The following is a 25,943-nucleotide window of genomic DNA, read 5'->3' on the forward strand; positions in this document are numbered from 1 at the left end:
CCCTCCCGGCTACTGTCATAGAGTTTCGGGAGTAATCGGCGGTCCTGTCAACGAAATGCGGGCGGGATCGGGCCAGGTTCCCGTCTGACCCGCGCGGTCGGCGGCCGCGATGGCGAGGCCGGATCGCGCTCAGCCCAGACGTTCGAGTTCCCGGCCGTCGATGACGATCGCAAGATCCCAGAACTTTCGCAACTCCGCTTCCGCCGCCGCAGCGTCGTCTTCGTCCGCCGGGAGGCGTTCCACCCGGAAGCCGAAGCGCTCGAAGCCGCTGGCGTCAACGCGGCTTAGGATGACCGGCTCGACGGATCTCTCGATCGCCATCGCGGCCAGGCGGACGGCGGCCTTGTAGGGCGCCGCCAGGGGCTCCGTAATCCGTATTCCGACATAAGACGGGCCATCGAGCGGCCGCTGCCAGAGGTCCGCCGACGGCGGGGCGCCGGTCGTCGGAGCCAGTACCGTCCCTCGCGGGCCTATCGCCCCCGCCCCCGGGATCAGGTCATCGAGGTTTGCAAGACCATGGGGGACGACCCGGCCCAGCATATTATTCCAGTCTGCGGACATCAGGCGTCCCTCCAGTCTTCGGCGATCAGCCGTGCCGCGGCCTCGATCCCGGGTTCCGGCAACTCGAACTCCGACAATGCACCACGAAACCTCTCCACCGTCGTACCGTCGAGGCAATCCCGCATCGCCCGTTCCAGCAGAAGGAACTCCGTCTCCTCGATGGTGACGCACAGGCCACGTTCCTCCACGGCCCGCGCACGGCGGGTCTGATCGTCGAGGTAGGGCGCCGACTGTGGAATGAGGATCGCCGGAATCCGGTGATAGAGGATCTCGTTTACGGAATTGTAACCCGCCGCCGACACCACCAGGTCCGCAGCGAGACACAGGGCCGTGGCCTCCAGCGTCTGAACGACATGGGTATTGGGCCAGCCGTGAAGGGCGGGCGCCACGATGCTGTTCGGCCAGACGACGACGAGATGAAGGCAATTCGGCCGCTCCGCCAGAAGCGCCGAGATCATCTGCAACTGCGCCGCCCGATCCGATGCCACGCCGCCGCCGAGCATACTCACCACCAACGTCTCGAAGCGGTGCCCGAACCTGTCGCGGAGCGCGTCGCGCAGGGCGGACCGTTCCTCCGGCGACTGTTCCGTCCGTCTCACGATGGGACCGACCATGTGAACGCGCGGGCCGAAGCTGTAGTGGTCGTTGAGTTCCGCGAACGGCTCCGACGGAACGACGATCCGGTCGAACACATGCTCCCGGTCGAGCGCGATCCGCGCAGATGGACCGCTTGGCCAGAGGCCGCGCCTGATCCAGACAGAGGACAAGCCTTTTTCGAGGATAGTGCGGAAGATGGAGTCGAAGACATAGCCGCCATCGAACACGAGCCGGTCCGCCGGCCCGAGCGCCTGCGTCAATCGACGATAGGTCAGGATATCGTTGGCGTTGGCCTGCAAATGGCGGTCGCTCCGCGGCACGAGCGGGAGGCAATCGAAGCCGCGCCGAAGGATCATCGGCACGCAACTGGGGAACGCGGCAAAGGTGGTCGGTGTGGCTTGCGGCAGGGCTGCGGCGATCAGCGTGCAGCGCTGCGCATGGCCAAGCCCGACCCCATTCGTCGGGACGAACATCGTCTTTGGCGGCACTGCCGCAGGATCGCGTTCCGGCGGCGTCAGACCGGCTGCGGCCTCCAGCCGGGCAATATCGACGGACTGCAACCAGGGCGACCGCGCGACCTGATCTTCGATCTGCACCAACCGTTTGATGACGGTATCGGAGAGGTAGCCGTCCAGCGCGGAGAGCGCCTCGGGCCCGCGCAGCGCAGGCGCCCCCGTCTCGACGATGGCCCGGTCGTCCGTGCAATCTATGACGATTCCTCCGGATGCCATCAGGTTCACCGCGACCGACGCCATGCGCTCGCCCGCCATCCCTTGCCCGTAAACCGCGAAAACGTCGGTCATGCGGGCGATGGTGACTGGGGAAAGATCGGTCAGCAACAACACGGGAAGGTCCCGATGCGCGGACGCCTTGATCTGGGCTTTCTGCTTCCCGCTTGCCACGACCCGGAGCTGGAAATCGCGACTATGGTTCATCATCGACAGGCATGGCAGGACGTCCGGATCGTCCGGGTCCAACGACCCAAGCAGTACCGTCACGATTGGCGGAGTTCCGGCAGGCCGTGCGCGCGATGAGATGGCGGCCAGCAGCGGGTTGGCGGCCTTGGCGATCATGGGCTGGCGCTGCATTTCGCCAAGGTCGATGACCGCCGCCTCGCGCCCCAGTGCGAATGCCAGTTTCGCCTTTGCCCCGAGATACCCCTGGTGATCGTCGAACCGGCCCGTCGCGACAACGGGCACATCAGGCCCCAGACCGTACCCCCAAAGCATCTCCAGCAGAGGGTCTCCCAACTCGTCCGCACCGAGGACGATCACGCCCTTCGGGGCGATGTCCTCCCGGTCCATCAGGAACGGCGCGGCCTCGTAGGTGCGGGACCGGCCAATGTCGTCGGGAAGAGACGCCGCGTCGATGCAAACCTCATGGCCGCGCCCTGCCAACTGGGCTGCGACGACCATTTGCGCATCGAAGGACCTGACACTCCGGGTTCCGGCCGCAACAACAATCATACGCAGACCCCGGCTTCCAATTCGAGCAGTTGCACCAGCCTCCGGTGGAACGCGGAGGCGCTCAATGCCTCCAGGACCGGCTTCGCGCGCTGGACCTGAGCGGTGTAGCTGTCCGGAGCGGCCACGAAGCCCTGGACCAATCGGTCAACCTCCTCCGGGCGGCAGGCCACCACCGCATCTCCGAACGTCGCGCCGGTATCTGGATCGGTCAGGACGACCTTACCGGCCGCCAACGCCTCGGCAATCACCCTGCCGAAGCTTTCCCGCCAGGTGGGGGCTGTGAAATAGACGAGGAAGTCCACCATCTCGAAAAACCTCGCCACGTCCAGCGAGCCGAAGGCCAGCATGGTCCAGTGCGGGCGCGCGACCTCCGCCGCCATGAGGAAATCCGCGCCGAGGATGACGTTCGCTTCGGAATGGGGTGGGAAACACAGGTCGAGGTCCGCCAGCGGCGGGAATTTCTCCCGCGTCGGCCGCGAATGGCGCCCGCGACGATCCCGCGGCGGGTCGCGGGGTTCCGATACGTCCGGCACGCAGATGTTGAACCAGTCGCTCCCGAGCACCTTCCAGTCCAATCGCCCCCGATGTGCTGAGAGCCACTCCGTCATCGTCGCGCGGTTGTGCACAGAGATGGGCGCGAGGCATTTGCTCAGGGCAAGCGTCGCCCGGTCGATCTGGTCCAGGCAGGTTGCCACGTCGAAGGCCTCGACCCCACCAGGGCGGAGGAAATTTTCATGCGTGACGACAATGAGCTGCCGGGCAAAAATACGACCACCAAAAGTGGTCTGGAACTTCAAAAATGAAGGATTGTGAAAGATGACCACGTCGGCCTTGATCTCGGGCGCGTCCCAGATCAGAGGCAGCGAAAGCTCGTCGATTGCCTGCCGAAGGACTGGCGCGACGTGGCGGTCCCCGCCGAACATCGTCGACCGGCGCGCGTGAACGACGACTGGACCGAGTTGGGCAGTGACGCGCAGCTCGGCCGCGACGGCGGCGGAGGTGCCGCCCGAAAAACGCGGCTCGACGACGTAAGCGAAACTCGTACCGATGGGCCTTCCCGACATTCAGTTGCCTGTCATCGCGCTCAATAGGGCACGGCGCCGGCAACGTCGGCAGCCCGTGACGCAGCGACGCCGCCTGCCTGCGCCGCCGCGGCGTCTGCACCCGCCGCTTCCGCGGGCGACGATCCGGGGACGTAGTGGCACGACAGCCGGCCAAGCGTCACGTCGTTGCAGAACTTGCGCAGCTCCAACGACAATTCGTCCTCGCCTGACAGGAGTTCGGGATACTGCTGCATGTAGGCCCAGAGCGCGCGGGTATCGTTAGCCGAAAGAAGGCGGTCGATGGTTTCCAGTTGCTCCAGCGTCGCCTCCGCGTCGGCGCCGGGCGCAAGAGCGGACATCATCAAGGCAGTCACCACGGCAACCAGTCGTTTGTCAGGCATGTCCCTCTCTCAATCTCATCGTTCTCGAAGTGCCATTGGCCGTTCGTGCACCCGGCCCCCGCCGCGCTTCGCTACTGGTTCGTCGCACTTCTCAATTTCTGTATGACACGGTTGCGCAGATTTTCCGAACGCCGTGTCGCGGATCTGGTGGGCTGTCGCACGGTCGGCTGCCGCACGGTGGGCTGACGCGCGACCGCTTGCGACGCCGCCGGCTTCGGTTTCGCCGGGGCCGCTCCGCCGCTTTCGCCGGCCAGCCACAACTCCACCGTGCCGGGCGGAACACTGGCGCCCTTGCTCGTAAAATCGCGCAATAACGCTCCGGTATCCTCGGCAAGGGCGGCCGCGAGAGCGGCGTCCTGGGTGTGGTAGTATCGAACGTTCGACTGGCTGATGGAGAAGCCGACCCGGGCCGAGCTTCTGAGTTCGTAGCCGACCGCGTTGAGTTCCGCCGTCAAGGCTCCGACCGTAGCTTCAGCGACCCCTCCCGGTGCGAAGAGCCTGATCTGCCTCTCCACGATGACCTTGCCCGAAACCGGAACCGCATGGTTCAAGGCCTCCAGCACGGTTCCTTCGGCCGGGTTCTCCACAACGCTGAGCGGTTCCGCGCCCCCCGCCCCATCCTCGGCGACTTCGGCGATCACGGCATCGGGCGCATGTTCCGGCGCGACCTGTGGCGGAGCCGGCGGCGTTGCTTCGCGGGCGGGGGTCGCCGTCTGTTCGGGGGTGACGTAAGCGTCCGGCGCGTCAGCACCCACCGCCTGCGCCGAGGTCGGCTCCGACACAGGCTCAACCTTGGGAAGCGACGACGTTTCCAGTTGCCCTGTCACGACAGCCTCCGCGGCAAGCGCCGCCACGACGTCCGGGTCCGGCGCGCCGGTTGAGGGGCTGGCAGCCGGTTGCAACTTGGCAATCCCTTCCGGAGGCTGGTCCATCGTGGCTGCAACCACGGGGGCAAGGGGCGCCGCGGGTTCCAGGTTTGCGACAGCCTCGGAGCGGGTTGACGTCATCGTCTCCGGCCCGTTCGGCGGCGCAGTGTCGTTCGGTATCACACCTGCAACCTCGGACGCGTCTCGACCGCCTGCTGCTTCGACCGGCTGTCGGTCCGGAATTGCCATCATGTCCGGCGCGCTCGCGATGGAGGTCGCGTCTACCTCCTGCCCGACGATCACCTCGACGGGCGAACGGTCCAAGGCGAATGCCGTCTGTTGCCGGCCGGCAATCACGGTCGCGCCGGCACCGGAAAGGCCTGCCTCACGTGGAGGCCGTGCCGCAAGTCGGGTCGTCGTTTCGGGGGCCTTGTCCCGCGATCCGATATCGGTACGCGGCACAGCGTTGGTTGCCACGGTTGCGATCCGCTCTCCCGGAACGTTCCGTTCTCCACCGATTGCGGCCGGGCTCTCGGTGGTCTCGGCTTGGAGTGCATCGGGGCGTTCTGGAGCACGCGTCGCCGGGGTGGGTGCTGGAGTCGCCGCCGTGGAGGCAGTTTCGGCCTGAGACTCCACGCTCCCGGACGGGGGGGAAACCGATTGCACCGCGTCATCGCTTCGGCCAGCGCCCGGCGCCGCGGCGTCGGTGGTCTGGGTGGCCGGCACGTCGACTTCAACCGTTTCAATCGGGGCGGGCTCCGAGGTGAACCGAAGTCCATGCCATTTGGTCAAGGACATGCCCGCAAAGGCCCCGAGCCCCACGATCAGCGCCACGATTGCAACGCCGGGGTGGCGCACGAGGTAGGGCCGCGTGTCGCGGATCGGCTTGCGTTCCACAGAGAATGGCAGCGACGGGGCTTCCACCCGAAGCGCCTCCGGGGTCAGGGGGGGCGCGGGGGCCTTCTCCTCGCGATGGTTCGTCTCGATCCGCAAGGTATCCAGACCGGGAACGCCGGGCGCCTCGCCGTCATCGCCTCGGAACGTACGCGGCTGTTCCGGCGCACTCCGCGCAGGTGGTATCTGCGGCTGCTGTGGAATGGACGTCTCCATGGTACGCTTGCCGGAGGCCAGAGCAGTTTGGGCCGCCGCACGTTCCACGGCCGCTTCGTGTCGCTGCGTTTCGAGCTTTTTGAGACGCTCTTCCCACCAATCGTCGAGAGGAGGCGCAGAGTCATCGGCGCGGCCGCGGTGGTTGCGGCCAGCGGCCGCTTTCGGCGCTCTGCCTTCAATCCCTCTGGTCATTCGCCGCCCCCGGCAATCTATAACTCGACAATCGAAAATTCGCGCGTCACTCGCAGGTGACGCACGCCACCAGCCGATCGCGCTACACCTTTCTACCCAATGCCGGAGTGTGAAACAATGCAGGAGGGCGTTACGGGTAGTTTCTCAGGGGAAAACATCGCCCCTTAGGCGGCGTAATCCCAGGCTGATCTCGCCCGACAGTCTGCGGCGGGGGCAGGATTTGTGCGCAAGCGCCCGCCCGCTCCCAGATTTGGTCCCTTTGCCCCCCAAACGCGCAGCGCGCTTGGTCAGGATGCACACGCATACAGTCCGCGGAATCCCGCCTCATACTCGGGGCCGGCTCCGATGATGAGGTCATGAAGGTCGTCGTCATCGGTTGGCTCGATCGCCGCGCGCATGGGCGATGCCTCGAATGTGCCGCCATCAGGGCCCGCGTCAGAAGCGGCGAGGCGCACCAGATCTCCGCTGATCTTGATAAGCGCAGCAGGTCCGTCCGCGTCCTCGCCGGTGACCAGGACTGCCGGGCTGCGGCCGGTATAGGCGAACCTGCACGTCGCGCCATCCGGAAACACCGTGGCAATGTCGTCCGACGTCAGGAACTCCGGATCCACTGTCCCGACCACTTCGGAGGACAGAGCTTCCTCCGCACTCTTGAGCACCGCAGGTGCCGCCTCGGTACCGGAGGACGCTTCTCCGTTCGCATCGATGTCAGCGATAAGGTAGCGCATTTCCGCGATCTCCTTGTCCTGCGCAAAGACAATCCCATCGGCCAGTTCGCGAACGCGGGGGTCGGTCAGTTCGGCGCGCGTGGATGTCATGATCGCGATAGAATGGTGCGGAATCATCGCTCGCATGAAGCTCCGGTCCTGAACGGTCACTTGGCTCCGGACGAGCCAGAGGGCGCCGGCGAAGAGAACGATGGAGCCTGCGAAGATTGCGATGTTCAGAGATCGGTTGGTGTACATCGACAGCATGAAGGCGAGCATGATGACTGCCATCGTCGCGCCCATCACAAGTGCCATGTAGGCGCGCGTCTCCGACCAGAAGACATGGCTGACGAGGTAGGTGTTCAGGTACATTAAACCGAACATCACCACCGTCGAGGTTGCGATCATCGCGAAGAAACGACCGTAGTGCATTGGGGGCCTCCAACTCATTTGATATCGTTGGAGAAACGCCCTTCCAGCGCTGGATGGTTCCATGTGGATATTGCGCGGGAAGGCCGGGAATGGATGGTTCCGGCCACGGGGGGCGAGGCCGGGCGATCACCCGGCGTCGTCGGCAATGTCCTTCATGGCTTGCAGGAACCGCGCCACCTCCAACTCCGTGTTATAGTGGCACATGGAGACCCTGACGCAATGGGCCATACCGAGCGGCTCCAGAATGTTGCTGGAGTAGTGGTCGGCCTTCCGCGTGTGCACCCGCACCCCTCGCTCGCGCAAGGCGGAGACCACGTCGGGCGCTGGCAGTCCGTCCAGCGCAAACGACACCAGACCCTCGCGCAGCGGATTGTCCACGCCGCCGATGATCGTCACACCGTCGAATTCCGCCAGCCCCTTGAGATTGCCAGTGCCATGCAACATCGCCTCGGCCAGCTTCGCTTCCTGGGCATGGATCGCCTCGCCCGCAGCCTGGATGCGGGTACGACGATCCTCGCTGTCGGAAAACTGCGCGCCGAGCCAGTCGAAATAGGCCACGACGTCGGAGAACGTCGCGTAGGCGCCGGTGTCCCGCGTGCCGAGCTCCCATGGCGCATTGGGAGCGCCCATCAGGTGATCGTGCGGCATGGAGGCCAGCCGGTCGGACACCCACGCGATGCCGTAGCCGTGGCGCGAGAATACCTTGTACGGAGAAATCACGTAGCCATCGACGTCGTAGCTGGCGATGTCCAGCCGCCCATGCGCCGCGTGCTGGATGCCGTCGACAATGATGACGCAATCCGGCGCGATCGCGCGGATTTGCGCGGCAACCGCGCGCACGTCGACGCCCATGCCAGTGACCGGAGACGTGTGCAGGATGGTCGCCACGACGGTGTGAGGCGTGACGTGTTCCGCATAGTTGGCGGGCCCAACCGACCCTGTGGCAGTGTCGTGCGGGAGCACGACATAGGGCTTCCCGGCGACCTTGGCCCATCGGTCGCAAGCGCTGCGGGTGGCCGGATGCTCCAGCGAGCTCCCCACGACGCGCCCCTGAGGCGTGCCCAGACAGGCGGCGCGGATGAGGCGGAACAGAAGTTCGGTTCCGCTTTCGCCGACGAAGAAGTTGGCGTTCGGCGCCCCGAAGAACACCCGCATGTCCTCCCGTGCGGAGTCGATCATGCCCTGCAGCGCCTTGGAAGCCGCATTGTCCCGACCCTGGTTGTCGGGGATCGCCGCCATCTTGGCCGAGGTCTCCACCACGGCGTTCAGCGTCAGCGCTCCGCCCGCGTTCTCGAAGAACACCCGCTCGCCCTCAAACGGGCAGGCCTCCACATGGGCGAAGCGCGCGCGGATCTGGTCGATCAGGTCGGGTGTGATGTCGTACGCCATTTTCAGTGTCACCAAATTGTTAGTCCGGGGAGTGCGTCGGGTCCGCGTGGCTCGGGCGCGAATGGCTCCGTAACCCATTCACGCCACGCTCCCATTGCGGTTGTCCTTCGGCAAAGGCAGCAGCCTTGTCAACGCGATACGGGTTTCCGATCTGCGGCCTCCCCACGACCACCTGATCCGCAGCCATCAGGTCTCGTCCCCGCCGTCGGTCGTGCTGAAACTCCACGATCCTGTGCCGAGGGATGGCGCGGCGCGGGTGAGCGAGAGCGCGCTGCGCGAGAACCGGATCGGCGTGCGCAGCCCTGCGATGCCTTCGGGGGCGATCTGCAGGCCACGCGCGGCGACTTGCGGCTCAGTCAGCGCCTCGGCCACGGAATTGATCGGACCGGCCGGCACCCCGGATCGGTCGCATGCGGCGATGAGATCGGATCTCGGCCTCGCCCGGGTCCGTTCAGAGATCATGGCGACAAGGGCGGCCCGATTCTCCACGCGTGCCGGGTTGGACGCGTACGCCGGAGTGTCGGCGAGGGTGTCCAGCCCGAGAACCCCGCACAGCGCCCGGAACTGCCGGTCGTTGCCACAGGCAATAATCAAGTGGCCGTCCGAGGCCTCGAAAACCTGGTAGGGCACGATGTTGGGGTGCGCGTTGCCGAGCCGGGTAGGAACGAAGTTCCCCAACATGAAATTCGTGGCCTGGTTTGCCAGAACGCCGACGCCGCAATCGAGCAACGACAGATCGACGTGCTGCCCCCTGCCCGAACGGTCCCGCTCCGCGAGTGCCGCCTGCACGGCGATGACGCCATAAAGCCCCGTAAAGACGTCGATCCACGCCACGCCGACCTTCTGTGGCGCGCCGTCCGGTTCGCCGGTCAGGTCCATGATTCCACACATGCCCTGAATTAGGAAATCATAGCCCGGCTGCATGGCGCGCGGGCCGTCCTGCCCGAACCCGGTGATCGAGGCATAGATCAACCGTGGATTGATCCGCGCGACCGCATCGTAGTCCAGCGCGAATTTCTTCAGTCCACCGACCCTGAAATTCTCCACCAGCACATCCGCTTCGGCGATCAGATCCTTCAGCCGGGCCAGATCCTCCGGATCGGAGAAATCGCAGGTGACGGAGGTCTTGCCGCGATTGGTGGCGTGGAAATAGGCCGCGACCGTCTCCGTGCCACCGCCGGGAAGCGGCCGCTCGATGAACGGCGGACCCCAGCGGCGGGTATCGTCGCCCTCAGGTCCTTCGACCTTGATCACCTCGGCACCAAGGTCGGCCAGCGTCTGGCCGATCCAGGGGCCAGCCAGAATCCGGGCCAGTTCCACAACCTTCAATCCCCTGAGCGGGGCGTCGCCGTTCATCGGGCGGCCCGTTACGCGAACGCCGGGATGCCGGTGATCGCGCGGCCGAGGATCAACGCATGCACGTCGTGCGTTCCCTCGTAGGTGTTGACCGTCTCCAGGTTCTGCGCGTGCCGCATGACGTGATATTCGATCTGGATTCCGTTGCCGCCGTGCATGTCGCGCGCGTTGCGGGCAATCTCCAGCGCCTTGCCACAGTTGTTGCGCTTGATGAGCGAGATCATCTCCGGCGCGAAGCGTCCCTCGTCGAAGAGCCGGCCGACCCGCAGGCAAGCCTGCAGGCCCAACGCGATTTCCGTCTGCATGTCGGCCAGCTTCTTCTGGTAGAGCTGGGTCGCGGCGAGCGGGCGGTTGAACTGCTTTCGGTCGAGCCCGTACTGGCGCGTGCGCTGGAAGCAATCCTCCGCCGCGCCCATCACCCCCCAGGCAATCCCGTAGCGCGCACGGTTCAGGCAGCCGAAGGGGCCGCCCATGCCCTCCACTCCGGGCAAGAGCGCGTCCTCGCCCACCTCCACGTCATCCATGACGATCTCGCCGGTGATGGAGGCGCGAAGCGAAAGCTTGCCGCCGATCTTTGGCACGGTGAGGCCCTTCATGCCCTTTTCCAGGAGAAAGCCGCGCACCTTGCCACCGTGGGCCTCCGACTTGGCCCAGACGACGAAGACGTCCGCAATCGGGCTGTTGGAGATCCACATCTTCGTCCCGGTCAGCCGGTAGCCGCTATCGGTGCGGACGGCTCGGGTCTTCATGCCCGCCGGATCGGAGCCGGCGTCGGGTTCCGTCAGGCCGAAGCAGCCTATCAGGTCGCCGCACGCCAGCCCGGGCAGGTATTTCCGCTTCTGCTCCTCGGAGCCATAGGCATGGATCGGGAACATCACGAGCGAGGACTGGACCGACATCATGGAGCGGTAGCCGCTGTCCACCCGCTCCACCTCGCGGGCGACCAGCCCATAGGCCACGTAGGAGGCACCGATGCCGCCGAACTCCTCGGGGATCGTGACCCCGAGCAGCCCCGCCTCCCCCATCTCGCGGAAGATTTCCGGGTCCGTCGTTTCGTCGAGGTAGGCCGTCTGGATCCGAGGAAGCAGGCGATCGGAGGCGAAGGCGGCCGCGGAAGCGCTGATCATCCGCTCGTCTTCGCTCAGTTGATCGGCGAGCAGAAACGGGTCCTCCGGATTGAACGAAACGCCCTTGTGCGTCGTGGTCGGCATGGAGTCCTCCGCTACTTCTCCAATTTTTTTTCGGCTCACATTGCGCCCGCCCGGGACACGATGGAGACCGGCGAACGCGACGGTACGTGGCTGCCGGCGGATTGCAAGACGAGGAGGCAAAGACGGCTCGGTCCGAAATGACGCAGAACCAGCCGGACCGGGCTGGCGCTACGGCGTCAGTTGCGCCGCTGGAATGCGATCACCAGCAACGCGAGGCAGGAGGAGCCAAGCATCAGCAGGAGCGAGACCGCATTCAAAAGTGGCGTCGACCCCTCCTTCAGCCGGTCGAACATGGCGATCGTCAGGGGGGCATCCGAGCCGACCAGCATCAGGGTCGTGTTGAAGTTCTCGAAACTCATCAAGAAGGCGACCACGAAGGCCCCGATCATCGCCGGCATCAGATACGGCAGCGTCACCGTACGAACGGCAGTCAGGCGGTTCGCACCGAGGTTCAGCGCGGCATCCTCCAGCGTGCGGTCGAACTTCTGCAGCCGTGCCGAAATCACCAGCGTGGCGATGGTCGCGATGAAGGAGAACTGCCCGAGGATGACGAGCACGAGCCCAGGGCGGAGCGCCTCGAAGTCCCACTGAGCTATCTCCCATAGCCCGTTCGCGACCCGGCTGGAAAAGACCAGGATCGAGATCCCGAGAACGATCCCGGGAACGACAAGCGGGAGCAACATCAGGATGTAGAGAATGCCCTGTCCCGGGAACCGATAGCGGTTGAACAGGAACGCATTCGACAGCCCGATGGCGACCGACAGGACCGACACGCAGACCGCAACGAACGCGGACGTTCCGATGGCACGCAGGATGGAGCGCTCGTGGAAGACGCCGATCATCGGGCTTTCGGAGCCGAAGAACCAGTTCCAGGTGAACCCCTCCCAGGGCAACGACGGGAACTGGCTGTCATTGAAGGCGAAGACCGCGACCACTGCCAGCGGCAGCGCGAGGAACAGGAAGAAGGCGGCCACGTAGGCCGTATAGGCGACGGTCAGAAGGCGCGGTTGGGGGATGGTTGGGATCATGTCGCGGCCCTCACCCCACCGTCCGTTCGAGCGACTGCCCGGTCAGCTTGAGCATGCCCCAGACGATGGCCGATGACAGAAGCAGCAGCATGAACCCGAAGGCGGCGCCAAGCTCCCAGTTGAAGCGGACGATGAACTGGGAATAGATCAATTCGGTGAACCACAGGCTGTCCTTCCCGCCCAGCATGATCGGCGTGAGGTAGTTGCCGAGGCTCAGCATGAAGACGACGATGCAGCCGGACACGATGCCGGGCGTGGCGTGCGGGATGATGATCTCGCGCAGCACGGAGAAACTGTTGCCGCCAAGGTCGTAGCCCGCCTCCACGACCTCATCCGGCAAGGTCTGGAGCGTGGTGACCAGCGGCACCACCATGAACAGCATGGAGGTATAGACCAGTCCTACCATGATCGCGGCGTCGTTGTAGAGCATCTCCACCGGCCCCTCCACGAGGCCCAGGAACTGCAGCAGGTTCGATATGATCCCGGTCTCTCGCAGCAGGATCATCCAGCCGAATGTGCGCACCAGTTCGGACACCCAGAACGGCACGAGGCACAGCAGGAACAGCGCCGACTGCACCCTGCCCCGCGCGATCTTGGCGATGTAGTAGGACACCGGAAAGCCGATGAGCAGCGTGATGACCGTTGCCAGCGTCGACATCACCGCTGTGCGCATAAAGGTGCGAAGGTAGAGCGGTTCGCTGAGAAACGCCCAGTAGTTTGCGAGGCTCGTCCGGTAGACGCCGGCGCTGACGCGCTCGCGCAGGGAGACAAGCAGCATGTCGACGTGCGGGATGAAGATCAGCAGCGTCAACCACAGCAGGAGCGGCGTGAGCAGAAGGACCAGTCCGAGTTTCGCTTGCGCCCGCATCAGGCCTCCGGGGATGCAAAGCAGTTGCCCTGCGCACCGGACCAGCCGATGTGAACGGGCGCACCGCGGGCGAGTCCGGCGAACTCCCCCGATTGCGGCAGGTTGACCGCGACCTCGTCCGAGCCTGCCGCGTCTACCAGGATGCGGCTGTCCGCGCCGTTGAACAGCAGCGAGGTGACACGCCCCGAGATGCGGTTGTCGAAGTGCTCCAGCTCTTCCGCCGAATGGGCGATGCGGATCGCCTCCGGCCGGACGAAGATCTCCGCCCGGTCGCCGGTGGACAGTGCCCGACCGTGGCGTTCGCCGCGAAGGGTCATGCCGCTCTCGGTGCGCATCTCGAGCATGTCACCCTCGACGCGCTCGATGCGGCCGAACCAGCGGTTCGTGTCGCCGACGAAGCCCGCCACGAAGGCGGTGGACGGACGATAGTAGAGATCCTGCCCGGTCCCGACTTGCTCGAAGCGGCCTTCGTTCATCACAGCGATGCGGTCGGACATCACCAGCGCCTCGGATTGGTCATGGGTGATGTAGACGAACGTGGTGTCGAAGGCGGCCTGCAACGATTTCAGCTCCACCTTCATGCGTTCCCTGAGTTTCAGGTCCAGCGCGCCGAGGGGTTCGTCCAGCAGGAGCACATCCGGTTCCAGCACCATGCAGCGGGCGATGGCTACGCGCTGTTTCTGTCCGCCGGAGAGTTCGTCCACCTTTCGGTGACCGATCCCCGGAAGGCCGATCCGGTCCAGCGCCTCCTCGACCTTGCGGGCGATATCGGCCTTGCCCATCCCGGCGCGGCGCAACCCGTAACCGATATTGTCGGCAATGTTCATCATCGGGAAGAGCGCCAGGTGCTGGAACACCATGTTCACCGGCCGTTTGTTGGGCGGGGTATCCAGCACCGACTTTCCCCGTATCAGGATGTCGCCGGAGGTGGGTTCGAGAAACCCGGCAATCATTCGCATGATCGTGGTCTTGCCACAGCCCGAAGGACCGAGGATGGAAAAGAACGAGCCGCGCGCAACGTCGAACGACACCTCGTCCACGGCAAGGGTCTCGCCAAACCGCTTGGTCAGGCTCTGGCATTCAAGATCGGGCGTCATGGGAATTCCGGTCGAGAGGATGCGGCGCCCACGGAGGTGCGGGCGCCGCGGATTCAGATCAGTTGGCGGCCTTCACACGGTCCAGAACGCCGCCTTCGATGACTTCCAGTCCGGTGGGCACCGTCGGATACCATTTGATGTTGTCGATGGCTTCCGGCGGGAAACTGGCCTGGAACCGCGCCTTCTGCTCTTCGTTCACCAATTCGTCCGCTCCTTTCGAGGCGGTGAAGTAGCTCGACGATTCGGTGATCTTCGCCGCTATTTCAGGCTTCATCACGAAATTGATCCAGGCATAGGCGGCCTCGTCGGCCTTGCCCTTCGCGGGCAGCGCGAACGTGTCGATCCAGCCGAGCGCCCCGGAGGTCGGCGCAATGAAGTTAATGTCCGGATTGTCGGCGTTCAGTTTCCATCCACCGGCGTCCCAGGCCATCGCCGCAACCGCCTCGCCCGAGCGCATCAACCCGATCAACTGGTCGGAGCCGTCCCAGTAAGTTTTGACGTTGGCCTTGCACTCGATCAGCTTGGCCTCGACTTTCTCCATCATCTCCGTGTACGCGGCCTCGTCGCTGTAGGCGGCGAACGGGTCCATTCCCATGGCGAAGGCGAAGCCGATGAGCGTGGGACGCTTGAGGCGGTAGGACACCTTGCCCGCCACGTCATCGTTGCAAAGGTCGGTGTAGTCCTTGACCGACGGCGCATTGGCGGTATCGACCACCAGGCCGCTGGTCCCCCAGATGTGCGGCACGCCGTACACGTCTCCGCCGACAGTCGTATTGCCCTTTGTGGCCTCAAGCATGGAGGGGATGAACAGCGCGGTGTCGATCTGTGACATGTCGATCGGCTTGTAGATGCCGAACTCCTCCTGCGGCCCGGCGATCCGGTCCTGGCTCGGCTGCGCAAGGTCGAACCCGCCGCCGCCCGTGGCGCGCAGTTTGGCGATCATCTCCTCGTTGTTGGACGTCGTCACCTCCACCGTGTGGCCGGTCTCTTCTTCGAACTGCGCAATGACGTCGTCCGGCGCGTAGCCACCCCAGGTCAACAGCCGGAGCGTGTCGGCAGTCGCGGGTGCAACTGCGACGCAAAACGACAGAGCGACAGCAGAACATGCTGCGGTTGTTTGCAATTTCATGATTGGGTCCCCGTTGGTTCGTCTTCTCTGAACGTGCAGCCAGCTTGGCGGTCTCGTCCTCGCGCGTCAAATTTTATCGGCGTGACCGCAGGGCACTCTCGGCAACTTCCGCCGCGACTGTCCTTCGGGCTGGCAACATGTCCGTCATCCTACGAACAGACCGTGACATGTTTGTAACGTCTTCATCGTCTTGGGAATTTTGCGTGCGGACGACCGGTGGCAGGCGGCGATGGGGTCAGGCGCACGGCCCCTGCTGCACCCGCACCCCTGACATGGCTACCGGATCCGCAATTCCGTGTCGGCGTCGAAGAGATACGCCTTCTCGAGCGGAATGGTCAGCCCCACCCGCGCGCCGGCCTCCGTCCGAACGTCTCCGCGCTCCTCGACGATCAACGTCTCTCCCGTCGGCGTTACAAGGTGTGCGTAGGACACGCCCCCGAGCGCTTCGGTCAGCTCGACTGTGAGCGTGTCGCCAGCGGGATCGATCTCCAGGTGCTCCGGCCGCAGCCCGACGCTCACCTTGCGCCCGTCTTCCTGCAGATTGAGCGGCAAGGCCAGGTCCTGCTTCAGGCCGGGGACGGATACATGGCCGCCCGCCGTGGTCCCATTAAGAAAATTCATCGCGGGCGAGCCGATGAACCCGCCGACGAACTTGTTGTCGGGGTCGGAATAGAGCTCCATCGGCTTACCGACCTGCTCAATCCGCCCGGAGCGCAGGACCACGATCTTGTTGGCGAGCGTCATTGCCTCGGTCTGGTCGTGGGTGACGTAGATCATCGTCGCGCCGATCTCACGGTGCAGCCGCGCGATCTCCACCCGCATCTCGACGCGCAACTCCGCGTCCAGATTGCTGAGCGGTTCGTCGAACAGGAAAACTTCCGGTCCCCGGACGATGGCCCGCCCGATGGCAACCCGCTGGCGTTGCCCGCCGGAAAGGGCCTTCGGCCGTCGGTCGAGATACGGGTCCAGCTTGAGGATGCGGGAAGCCTCGGCCACCTTGCTATTGATCGTATCCTTCGGATGGCCGGTCATCTTCAGGCCGAAGCCCATGTTCTCTGCCACGGTCATGTGGGGATAGAGCGCATAGGTCTGGAAGACCATCGCCACCCCGCGCTCGGACGGGTCCATCCGGGTCACGTCCCGCTCCCCGATGAGGATCGTCCCTTCGGTCGTCTCCTCCAGCCCGGCCACCATACGCAGCAAGGTGGACTTGCCGCAGCCGGACGGGCCGACGAAGACGCAGAATTCGCCGTCATCGATCTCAAGGTCGACACCGTGGATCACCTGCACTTCGCCAAAACGTTTGACGACATTGTTCAGAACAACTCCCGTCATTCTGTCCTCCCTCTCATCTGGCCGCCGATCGCTCGACGGGAAATGCCCATTGCGTCGCCTCCTCGGCGATCTCCTCCACACACTCCGCCAAGCGAGGCACCCACCCCTCCAGCGTTCCCATGTCGATCCGATCCGCCGATCCGGAAAGGCTGACCGCGCCGAGCGGGCGCCCCTCCCCCGACAGGATCGCAGAGGCGACGCACAGGACGCCGCTCTGGTATTCTTCCCGGTCCACGGCATAGCCCCGGGCGCGGATCTTGCTCAGGGACTGGCGCAGCACGGCTTCACTGCCCAGCGTGGTCGGCGTGAAACGCTGGAAGCTCTGCATGCCGAGCACGTGATCCAACTCGGCCGGCGGCAAATGCGCCAGCATCGCCTTCCCGACGCCGGTGCAATAGGCCGGCGCGATCTTGCCTGCGTCGCTGAAACCGGCATCCGCCTCCGATCCATCCCGACGGTCCAGGTACAAGACATGGCCGTAATCCATCTGGGCCAGATGCACGGTCAGCCCGGTGCTCCGCGCCAGCGCGTCGATGTGCGGCCGCGCGATTGGCGCCAAGGAAGCTTGCCGCCACGCGGCATGTGCAAGGCGCACCAGGCGAACGCCGAGAGAGTATGCACCGCTATCCGGATTCTGAACGACCATGCCGCTGTTTACTAAAGTCTGTACTAATCTGTAAAGCGTCGCCTTCGGCAAGGGCGACAGGCGCTGTAGCTCGCCAAACCGCACCGGACGTTCCTGCGCCGCGATCAGGTCGAGCACGTCGAGGGCCTTATCTACAGTGCCAGAAGATGGGGTCGCCATCGCCTCCGCCTTTCCCTAACCCCAAGCCGCCCTGCCCGCGCGCATGCCGTATGGGATGTTGACAACCATAGGCGATTCGAGATTAGAGTTTCAATATGCAAAACATGGTTTCATTAAATGAAACTTGTTCTGTAACGCAAACGGGAGGAAACCATGCGCTTGAAAGCCACCGTGTCGATCTCGGCCCTCGCCGCGATCGCCGCTTCCACGGCCTATGCCGGTACGGTCAAATACTATGGGGACTTCGACCCGGCGCCTCTGGCCGCCATGCAGGCCGTGATCGCCGACTTCGAGGCGGCGAACCCTGACATCAAGATCGAGTTCCAGAACTTCGACCACGAGGGGTACAAGACCTCGATCCGGAACTTCCTGTCGGCGGACGCCCCGGACCTCGCAAACTGGTACGCCGGCAACCGGATGGCGCCCTTCGTCAACGCGGGCCAGTTCCAGGATATCTCGGATGTCTGGGAAGAGAACGGACTGAAAGAGGCACTGGCCTCGGCCCTGCCCTCCATGACCATGGACGACAAACAGTGGGGTATCCCTTACACGTACTACCAGTGGGGAATTTACTACAATAAGGACGTCTATGAGCAGGTCGGCGTGGAGGTGCCGGAGACCTGGGACCAGTTCATCGAGAACTGCGCCGCCTTCAAGGAGGCCGGCATCGACTGCGCGACCACCGGGACCAAGGCGCTGTGGCCGGGAGCCGGGATCTTCGACTACCTGAATCTGCGGACGAACGGCTACGAATTCCACATGGATCTTGCCAACGGCGAGGTGCCCTGGACCGACGACAGGGTCAGGGCGACCTTTGCCGAATGGGGCAAGCTGGTCGAGCCGGGCTACATCACCCAGAACCACGCCGCGCTGGATTGGCAGGACGCCGCCGCCCTGCTGGTTCAGGGCCAGGCCGCGAACTACGTCATGGGCAACTTCGCCGTCGCCGTTTTCAAGCAGGGCGGAATGACGGACGATACGCTGGGCTTCATGCCGTTCCCGACCATCAACCCCGATGTGCCCCGCGCCGAGGAGGCGCCGACGGATACGGTGCACCTGACGAGCGCCGCGCAGAATCCAGAGGACGCCAAGGCCTTCCTCGCCTACCTGGCATCGCCCGACGCACAGACCAAGATCAACGCCGCAATGGGTCAGCTTCCGATCAACAAGGACGCGACCGTCGCCGAGGACGATCCCTTCATCCAGGCTGGCTTCGAGCTCCTGTCGAGCACCGAAGGCGGAATCGCGCAGTTCTTCGACCGTGATGCGCCGCCCGAGATGGCTAAGATCGGCATGGAGGGCTTCCAGCAGTTCATGGTGCAGCCCGATCAGCTCGACAACATTCTCGAGCGCCTCGAGAAGGCCCGCGGACGGATCTACAAATAACCTCCCGCCACTCCGCGCGGCCGGTTCGCCGGCCGCGCGCCCTCGGCCCGGGACGTCCGGGCCACCTTTTTCATGCCATGCGGAAGGGGATTGGCCATGAGCATCGCGATTTCGGACACCCATTCCCGAAGAACCTGGTGGCGCGAGAACCAGCAGAAGCTGACGCCCTATATCTTCCTGATCCCGGGCGTTCTGTTTTTTCTGGTCTACGTCATCATCCCGATCTTCGAGAGCTTCTGGCTGTCCGGCTACGACTGGGACGGTCTGGGCGCCAAGACCTGGATCGGCCTCGATAACTACCGCGAACTGTTCGACGACGAGGCGTTTTATACCTCGCTGAAGAACAACGTCCTGTGGCTCGTCCTCTATATGCTGGCCGTGCCTGCGGGACTTGGCATCGCGATTTTCCTGAACCAGAAGGTTCGCGGAATTCGTGCCTACAAGTCGCTGTTCTTCTTCCCCTTCGTGATCTCACAGGTCGTGGTCGGCCTGATTTTCGCGTGGTTCTACGCGCCGAACTTCGGCCTCTTCTACAACCTGATCGAATGGGCGACGGGTTCCGGCATCGCCATCCTCGCGGACCCCAACCTCGTGACCTACGGCATCATCGCCGCCGGTCTCTGGCCGCAGATCGCCTACTGCATGATCCTCTACCTCACAGGCCTGAATGCCGTTGACCCCGAGCAGATCGAGGCCGCGCGGCTCGACGGCGCCAAGGGCTTCCGAATGCTCTGGTACGTCATCCTGCCGCAGCTCCGCCCCGCCACGTTCATGGCCGTGGTCGTGACCGTCATCGGCGCGCTCAGGTCCTTCGACCTGGTCTCGATCATGACGGATGGCGGCCCGTTCGGCTCATCCCGCGTGCTCAGCTTCTACATGTTCGAGCAGGCGCTGTCCGAATACGGCTACCGCATGGGCTATGGCGCGGCCATCGCCGTGATCCTGTTCCTCATCATGATGGTCTTCATCTCCGGTTTCATCTGGAAGATGGTCGACGACGAAAGAAAGGGGCTCTGAGATGTTTCCCCGTCCCATCGAACAACAATCCCAGGCAATTCGTATCGGCTATCAGGTGGCGCTGCCCATCGCGCTCTTTCTCTGGCTCCTGCCGCTTATCGGCGTCGCCATCACGAGCGTGAAGCCGGCGTCGGACCTGGCGGCCGGTAATTACTTCGGCATGCCCTCCGCGATCGCCGTGAACAACTACGCGGAGATCTTCACCCAGTCGCCAATCGGGCAGTACATCTGGAACTCGTTCAAGGTGACGATCCCGACCGTCATCGGAACGTTGGTCCTGAGCTGCCTGACTGGGTTCGCGCTTGGCATCTACAGGTTCCGGGGCAACATCTGGATCTTCTTCATGTTCGTCGCGGGCAACTTCGTGCCGTTCCAGATCCTCATGGTGCCGGTGCGGGACATGACGGTGAACCTCGGGCTCTACAACACCACCACGGGGCTCGTTCTGTTTCACGTCGCCTTCCAGACCGGGTTCTGCACCCTCTTCATGCGCAACTTCATCCGCGCCCTGCCCCGCGAACTGATCGAGGCAGCGCGGGTCGAGGGCGTCAGCGAGTTCCGGATCTTTTGGTACGTCGTGCTGCCGCTCATGCGCCCGGCCATCGCAGCGCTCTCGGTGCTGATCTTCACCTTCATCTGGAACGACTACTTCTGGGCGACCGTCCTGACGACGTCCAAAGAGACGCAGCCCGTCACCGCCGGCCTCTATTCCCTCAACGGGCAATGGATCGCGCAGTGGCAGCTCGTTTCGGCCGGCGCCATCGTCGCAGCCCTTCCGCCAGTTGCGATGTTCTTCCTGATGCAGCGCCACTTCATTGCCGGTCTGACGCTCGGAGCCGTGAAATGATCCAGACATGGCGCGTCGATGGCCCCGGCCAGACGCTCGTTCTGGGCTCCCGGGACGGCCGCCTCGCAGAGGTGGTCTACTGGGGGCCACGCCTGCCCGAGCGGGAGGATCTGGAGACGGTCTTCAAGGCGCACCGAAGCGACGTGACCGGCGGCATGCTTGACGAAAACCCGGAGCTATCGATCTGCCCGGAGGCCTCCCGGTCATTCCCCGGCCAGCCCGGCCTCGTCGTCTCGGACGGCAACGGCGCGCCGCTGACACCTTCCTTCCAATACGAAGCCGAGGTTGCAGGTCCCGGCCGTCTTACACTCACCTATGCCGATGCCGACACCAGCCTCGTCTACCATGCGCACTTCGCGATGGATGAAGAAACGAACGTGCTCACCGCCTGGTCCGTGCTCGAGGCCGACCGGCCCGTACGTCTCCACTGGCTCGCCGCGCCCGTGTTGCCGGCACCGCAAGCGTCCAACGAGACGATCGAGATCTCTGGCCGCTGGTGCGGGGAGTTCCAGCTCTCCCGCCACCCGTGGTCCACGGGGGCCCGACTGCGCGACAACCGCACCGGTCGGACCGATCACGCGCACTTTCCCGGCGTAATCCTGCCCTGCCGCAGCGCAACGAACACCGCTGGTGAGGCATATGCTTTACACTATGGATGGTCGGGCGGGCACCGCATGGTGACGGAGGAACTGCCCGACGGCCGCCGCCAGGTTCAGTTCGGCCATGCCGGCGGCTCCGAAACGATGTCGGGAACCCGTTTCGAGTCGGCCAGGCTCTATGCCTGCTATTCCGACAGCGGCCTGAACGGATGCGCCGTCGACTTCCAGCGTCACCTTCGCGACCGGATCGTGACGTGGCCCGATGCGGCCCGCCCGCGCCCGGTGCATTACAACTGCTGGGAGGCGGTCTATTTCGAGCACGACCTCACCACGCTGAAGGACATCGCGAGCCGCGCCGCCGCCATCGGGGCGGAACGCTTCGTTCTGGACGACGGCTGGTTCGGGCGGAGGGGCGACGACACGTCCTCGCTCGGCGACTGGACACTGGACGAGCGCAAGTTCCCCGACGGACTGGGGCCGCTGATCGACCATGTAAAGGCCTGCGGGATGACCTTCGGTCTCTGGTTCGAGCCGGAGATGGTCAACGAGGATAGCGACCTCTGCCGCGCCCACCCGGACTGGGTGCTGGGCCCGCCCGACCAGATCCGGGGGCGGCAGCAGCTTTGCCTCGACATGGCAAATCCCGAGGTGCGGGCGTACCTTTACGACCACATCGCGGACCTGCTTGCCGGCAACGACATTGACTACATCAAATGGGACCACAACCGCGTCCTGCCCACACCGGACGCCGCCCAGACGCGCGGCACCTATGACCTGCTCGACCGCCTTCGCGCCGATTTCCCGGCGGTGGAGATCGAAAGCTGCTCGTCCGGCGGCGGCCGGATCGACTTCGGCATTCTTGAGCGAACGCAGCGGGTCTGGCTGTCAGACAGCAACGACGCGCTGGAGCGGCTGCGGATCCAGCACAACGCCGCGCTCTTCCTGCCGCTTGCCGTGACGGGGTCCCACGTTGGTCCACGGGAGTGCCACACGTCGGGCCGAGTCTTCGACATCCGGTTTCGGGCCTGGGTAGCGGCCCAGCGGCACCTCGGCTTCGAGATGGACCCCCGGGAGCTGACCGACGCGGAGACGGAGGTTCTGAAACAGGTCACCGCTTGGTGGAAAGCGAACCGGGACTGGATGACCGCGGCGGACATCCTGCGCCTGGACAGCGCGGACCCGGCGGTAATTGCCGAACAGCAACTTGCGCGGGACGGCGCGCGCTTCGTGGTGTTTGCCGGCCAGGCGGATACGTCCGCCCAGATTGCGCCGCGCCCCCTGCGACTGACCCGGTTGGACCCGGAGGCGCGGTACCGCATTCACCTCGTCAACCGCAAGGATGCCGTGCGGCTTAGCCGCGGTGCACCGGCGCTCAAGTCTGGCCCCCTGGAGATCAGCGGGCAATACCTCATGCGGCATGGCATCACCTTGCCCTGGTCCTTCCCCGGCAGGATTTGGGTCGTCGAGGGAACGCGCCTATGACCATCAACGCGCCCCCCAATGCCCTCGCCCCCGGCAGAGGCTCGAACGACAGAAAGGCACGACGATGAAACGCGCTCTCGGTGTCTGTTACTACCCAGAGCACTGGCCGGAGGAGATCTGGACCGAGGATGCCGCCCGTATGGCGGAGGCCGGCCTGAGTTGGGTCCGGATCGGCGAGTTCGCATGGTCGCGAATGGAGCCGGTGCCCGGCGAGTACCACTTCGACTGGCTCGACCGGGCGATCGACACGCTAGGCGCGGCCGGATTGAAGGTGGTGCTCGGCACCCCCACCGCCACCCCGCCGCGATGGATGGCAGACAGGCACCCGGACATGTTCGCTCGGGCCCCAGAAGGGCGCGTGCGCGGTTTCGGCTCGCGCAGGCACTACTGCTTCAGCCACCGGGGCTACCGGCGGGAGTGCGCGCGGATCGTGACGGAGATGGCGAAGCGCTACGGCACCAACCCGCACGTTCAGGCCTGGCAGATCGACAACGAATACGGCTGCCACGACACGGTTCTGAGCTATTCCGACGCCGCGCTGACGGCCTTCCGCGAGTGGCTGGCGCAGAAGTACCAGTCGCCGCAGGCGCTGAACCGGGCATGGGGCAACGTCTTCTGGTCGATGGAGGTTGCGAGCTTTGACGAGGTCGGTCTGCCGAACCTGACGGTGACTGAGCCCAACCCCTCCCACGTTATGGACTTCCGTCGCTTCGCCTCCGACGAGGTCGTGGCGTTCAACCGCGTTCAGACGGAGATCCTGCGCCGGCACACGAACGCGCCGCTGCTCCACAATTACATGGGCCGCGAGACCGCCTTCGATCACTACGACGTCGGCGCCGACCTCGATGTTGCAAGCTGGGACAGCTACCCGCTCGGGTTCCTCTCCGACCGGCTCAAGGTGTCCGACCAACATCGCGCACAGTTCATGAGGCAGGGTGATCCGGACCTGCAGGCCTTTCACCACGATCTCTACCGCGCTGTCGGCCGGGGCCGCTGGTGGGTCATGGAGCAGCAGCCCGGCCCGGTGAACTGGGCGCCATGGAACCCTGCGCCGCTGCCGGGAATGGCGCGGCTCTGGGCGTGGGAAGCCTTTGCCCACGGGGCGGAGGCGGTGTGCTATTTCCGCTGGCGTCAGGCGCCGTTCGCGCAGGAGCAGATGCATGCGGGGCTGCTCCGCCCCGACAGCGCGCCAGCGCCAGCGCTGGCCGAAGCGGCGCAGGTCGCCGGGGAGCTTGCCGACCACGGCGAAGCGGGCTGCGCGCCCGCCGCGGTGGCGCTCGTCTTCGACTACGAAAGTGCGTGGGCGTGGCAGACCCAACCGCAGGGGCGGGATTTCGATTACTTCCGGCTGGCCTTCGAGGTCTACAAGGGTCTGCGAAAGCTGGGGCTGGACATCGACATCCTGCCGCCGGACGCGGCGGACCTGTCGCAGTACCGTTTGGTCATGGTCCCAGGGTTGGCGACGCTGCGGGACCCGCTCCGTCAAGCGCTGAGCCGTTTCGAAGGGGTGGCAATCGTCGGTCCGCGGGCCAACGCCAAGACGCCGGACTTTGCCACGCCGGTGCCCCTGCCCCCGAACCTGCCAGGGTTCGATTGCATCGTCGCCAGGGTCGAGAGCCTGCCGCCCGATTGCGCCATGCCGCTCGAAACCGGCGGCGCCTTTCGGCACTGGCGCGAGTTCCTCGAGGGCGACGGACAGGTGGTCCTGCGGAGCGAGGACGGACAGCCCGCGATGATGGCCGCCGGATCGCTCCGCTACCTCGGCGGCTGGCCCGACCCTGAAGCGTTGGACGCCATTCTGCGGGACGCGGCCGGAATCGTCGACCTGGAGACCCAAACCCTGCCCGAGGGCCTTCGCTGCCGATGCACCGCCACACACCGGATCTGGCTGAACTACACCGCCGACCCGATCCGCCACGGCGGAATGGACGTGCCGGGTTGCGGCGTGGCCTTCGAAAGGCTGGAGGCATCGCCAGAGGCAGCAGGCACATGAAGCAAAGAAAAAACCCATGACACGAAGCATTCTCGTTTGCGGCGGAGCCGGCTACATCGGCTCCCACATGGTCCGGCTCCTGCAAGAGGCCGGCCACGATGTGGTTGTGTTCGACAACCTCTCTCAGGGCCACGCGGAGGCGGTGACCGGCACGACGCTGGTGCGCGGCGATTTGCTGAATCCGGAGGACCTCTCCGCGCTTTTCGACCGGCACAACTTCGACGCGGTGATCCATTTCGCGGCCCTGATCGCGGTGGGCGAGTCCGTCGCTGCGCCGGATCTTTATTATCGCAACAACGTCTGCGGAACGCTGAACCTGTTGGCGGCAATGAAGACGGCCGGCGTGGACCGTCTCGTCTTCTCCTCGACCGCGGCAGTCTTCGGGAACCCGCTGACGGAACTGATCGACGAGAGCCACCCGCTCGCGCCGATCAACCCCTACGGCTGGTCGAAGCGGATGATGGAGCAGATGTTGGCGGACATGGCGGCGGCTTACGGCCTGCGGTCAGTCTCGCTGCGCTATTTCAATGCCGCCGGCGCCCATCCAGGCGGCGAAATCGGCGAGGCACACGACCCGGAGACGCACCTGATCCCGCTCGTGCTGCTGGCCGCGCTCGGCCTGCGGGACCGCCTCGCGATCTTCGGCGAGGATTACGACACTCGGGATGGCACCTGCATTCGCGACTACATCCACGTGCTCGATCTGGCCTCGGCGCACCTGAAGGCGCTGGACTACATGGAGGCCCACCCAGGCGCCCACACGTTCAACCTCGGAAACGGGAGGGGCTTCACGACGCTGGAGGTCATCGAAGCTGCCCGCCGTGTCACCGGCCGCGAAATCCCGGTCGAGATGGCGACGCGGCGTGCAGGCGACGCAGGGATTCTGGTGGCCGACAGCGCGCGGGCCAAGGCGGTCCTCGGCTGGGAGCCGCGCTACGCCGACCTCGAAACGATCATCGAAACCGCCTGGCGCTGGCACCGCGCGCCGAAATACGGGCCCTTTGCCGAGGGCCGCTAAGGAAGACA

At 64.9% G+C, this 25,943-nt stretch carries 21 protein-coding genes; 6 read left to right on the forward strand and 15 right to left on the reverse strand.

Going from position 1 to position 25,943, the window contains the following annotated elements; genetic code table 11:
• Nucleotides 1-129 precede the first annotated feature (129 nt).
• The 15 genes from BM075_RS07990 to BM075_RS08060 all read right to left on the reverse strand — a co-directional run bounded on the left by BM075_RS07990 (nucleotide 130) and on the right by BM075_RS08060 (nucleotide 17,593).
• Nucleotides 130-561 carry a hypothetical protein gene (locus BM075_RS07990; RefSeq protein WP_093360141.1) on the reverse strand — a complete coding sequence of 144 codons (432 nt, stop codon included), beginning with the start codon at nucleotides 559-561 and terminating at the stop codon, nucleotides 130-132.
• Entirely contained in the window at nucleotides 561-2,573 is a 2,013-nt protein-coding gene (locus BM075_RS07995; RefSeq protein ID WP_177208281.1) for a glycosyltransferase, read from the reverse strand. The genes BM075_RS07990 and BM075_RS07995 overlap by 1 nt, the downstream gene beginning before the upstream one ends.
• A 47-nt stretch (nucleotides 2,574-2,620) precedes the next feature.
• Nucleotides 2,621-3,688 carry a hypothetical protein gene (locus tag BM075_RS08000; RefSeq protein WP_093360143.1) on the reverse strand — a complete coding sequence of 356 codons (1,068 nt, stop codon included), beginning with the start codon at nucleotides 3,686-3,688 and terminating at the stop codon, nucleotides 2,621-2,623.
• A 20-nt stretch (nucleotides 3,689-3,708) separates the two neighbouring features.
• Nucleotides 3,709-4,068, reverse strand: coding sequence for a hypothetical protein (locus tag BM075_RS08005; RefSeq protein ID WP_093360144.1), 360 nt, complete (start codon nucleotides 4,066-4,068; stop codon nucleotides 3,709-3,711).
• Between the two features lie 71 nt (nucleotides 4,069-4,139).
• On the reverse strand, nucleotides 4,140-6,236 hold the full coding sequence (locus tag BM075_RS08010; protein WP_093360145.1) for a hypothetical protein: 2,097 nt from the start codon (nucleotides 6,234-6,236) through the stop codon (nucleotides 4,140-4,142).
• Between the two features lie 287 nt (nucleotides 6,237-6,523).
• Nucleotides 6,524-7,375, reverse strand: coding sequence for a DUF305 domain-containing protein (locus tag BM075_RS08015; protein WP_093360146.1), 852 nt, complete (start codon nucleotides 7,373-7,375; stop codon nucleotides 6,524-6,526).
• Between the two features lie 126 nt (nucleotides 7,376-7,501).
• Nucleotides 7,502-8,764 (reverse strand): aminotransferase class V-fold PLP-dependent enzyme, encoded by a 1,263-nt coding sequence (locus BM075_RS08020; protein WP_093360147.1) that lies wholly within the window; start codon nucleotides 8,762-8,764, stop codon nucleotides 7,502-7,504.
• 186 nt (nucleotides 8,765-8,950) lie between these two features.
• A complete protein-coding gene (locus tag BM075_RS08025; RefSeq protein ID WP_093360148.1) occupies nucleotides 8,951-10,120 on the reverse strand; it encodes a CaiB/BaiF CoA transferase family protein in 1,170 nt (389 codons plus the stop codon).
• An 11-nt stretch (nucleotides 10,121-10,131) separates the two neighbouring features.
• Nucleotides 10,132-11,331: an acyl-CoA dehydrogenase gene (locus BM075_RS08030; protein WP_093360149.1), complete on the reverse strand. Its 1,200-nt coding sequence runs from the start codon at nucleotides 11,329-11,331 to the stop codon at nucleotides 10,132-10,134.
• A 176-nt stretch (nucleotides 11,332-11,507) separates the two neighbouring features.
• Complete coding sequence (locus BM075_RS08035) at nucleotides 11,508-12,359, reverse strand: ABC transporter permease (RefSeq protein WP_093360150.1); 852 nt, start codon at nucleotides 12,357-12,359, stop codon at nucleotides 11,508-11,510.
• A gap of 10 nt (nucleotides 12,360-12,369) precedes the next feature.
• Nucleotides 12,370-13,227, reverse strand: a complete 858-nt coding sequence (locus BM075_RS08040; protein WP_093360151.1) for an ABC transporter permease — start codon at nucleotides 13,225-13,227, stop codon at nucleotides 12,370-12,372.
• Nucleotides 13,227-14,324, reverse strand: coding sequence for an ABC transporter ATP-binding protein (locus BM075_RS08045; RefSeq protein ID WP_093360152.1), 1,098 nt, complete (start codon nucleotides 14,322-14,324; stop codon nucleotides 13,227-13,229). The genes BM075_RS08040 and BM075_RS08045 overlap by 1 nt, the downstream gene beginning before the upstream one ends.
• A 58-nt stretch (nucleotides 14,325-14,382) precedes the next feature.
• Complete coding sequence (locus BM075_RS08050) at nucleotides 14,383-15,453, reverse strand: extracellular solute-binding protein (RefSeq protein ID WP_093360153.1); 1,071 nt, start codon at nucleotides 15,451-15,453, stop codon at nucleotides 14,383-14,385.
• 276 nt (nucleotides 15,454-15,729) lie between these two features.
• Nucleotides 15,730-16,788: an ABC transporter ATP-binding protein gene (locus BM075_RS08055; RefSeq protein WP_093360154.1), complete on the reverse strand. Its 1,059-nt coding sequence runs from the start codon at nucleotides 16,786-16,788 to the stop codon at nucleotides 15,730-15,732.
• Nucleotides 16,789-16,801: 13 nt separating this feature from the next.
• On the reverse strand, nucleotides 16,802-17,593 hold the full coding sequence (locus tag BM075_RS08060) for an IclR family transcriptional regulator (protein ID WP_093360155.1): 792 nt from the start codon (nucleotides 17,591-17,593) through the stop codon (nucleotides 16,802-16,804).
• 153 nt (nucleotides 17,594-17,746) lie between these two features.
• Here BM075_RS08060 and BM075_RS08065 point away from each other — a divergent pair, with 153 nt between their 5' ends.
• The 6 genes from BM075_RS08065 (at nucleotide 17,747) to galE (ending at nucleotide 25,935) form a co-directional block, all read left to right on the forward strand.
• The gene (locus BM075_RS08065; protein WP_093360156.1) at nucleotides 17,747-18,979 is read left to right on the forward strand and encodes an ABC transporter substrate-binding protein; all 1,233 of its coding nucleotides are present in this window, start codon (nucleotides 17,747-17,749) and stop codon (nucleotides 18,977-18,979) included.
• A 96-nt stretch (nucleotides 18,980-19,075) separates the two neighbouring features.
• Complete coding sequence (locus tag BM075_RS08070; protein WP_093360157.1) at nucleotides 19,076-19,996, forward strand: carbohydrate ABC transporter permease; 921 nt, start codon at nucleotides 19,076-19,078, stop codon at nucleotides 19,994-19,996.
• A 1-nt stretch (nucleotide 19,997) separates the two neighbouring features.
• Nucleotides 19,998-20,843: a carbohydrate ABC transporter permease gene (locus tag BM075_RS08075; protein ID WP_093360158.1), complete on the forward strand. Its 846-nt coding sequence runs from the start codon at nucleotides 19,998-20,000 to the stop codon at nucleotides 20,841-20,843.
• Nucleotides 20,840-22,924, forward strand: a complete 2,085-nt coding sequence (locus tag BM075_RS08080; protein WP_093360159.1) for an alpha-galactosidase — start codon at nucleotides 20,840-20,842, stop codon at nucleotides 22,922-22,924. The genes BM075_RS08075 and BM075_RS08080 overlap by 4 nt, the downstream gene beginning before the upstream one ends.
• A 64-nt stretch (nucleotides 22,925-22,988) precedes the next feature.
• Complete coding sequence (locus BM075_RS08085; protein ID WP_093360160.1) at nucleotides 22,989-24,917, forward strand: beta-galactosidase; 1,929 nt, start codon at nucleotides 22,989-22,991, stop codon at nucleotides 24,915-24,917.
• A 16-nt stretch (nucleotides 24,918-24,933) separates the two neighbouring features.
• Nucleotides 24,934-25,935, forward strand: a complete 1,002-nt coding sequence (galE, locus tag BM075_RS08090; RefSeq protein ID WP_093360161.1) for a UDP-glucose 4-epimerase GalE — start codon at nucleotides 24,934-24,936, stop codon at nucleotides 25,933-25,935.
• Nucleotides 25,936-25,943 lie beyond the last annotated feature (8 nt).

The organism is Tropicimonas isoalkanivorans (assembly GCF_900112335.1).
Classification (GTDB): domain Bacteria; phylum Pseudomonadota; class Alphaproteobacteria; order Rhodobacterales; family Rhodobacteraceae; genus Tropicimonas; species Tropicimonas isoalkanivorans.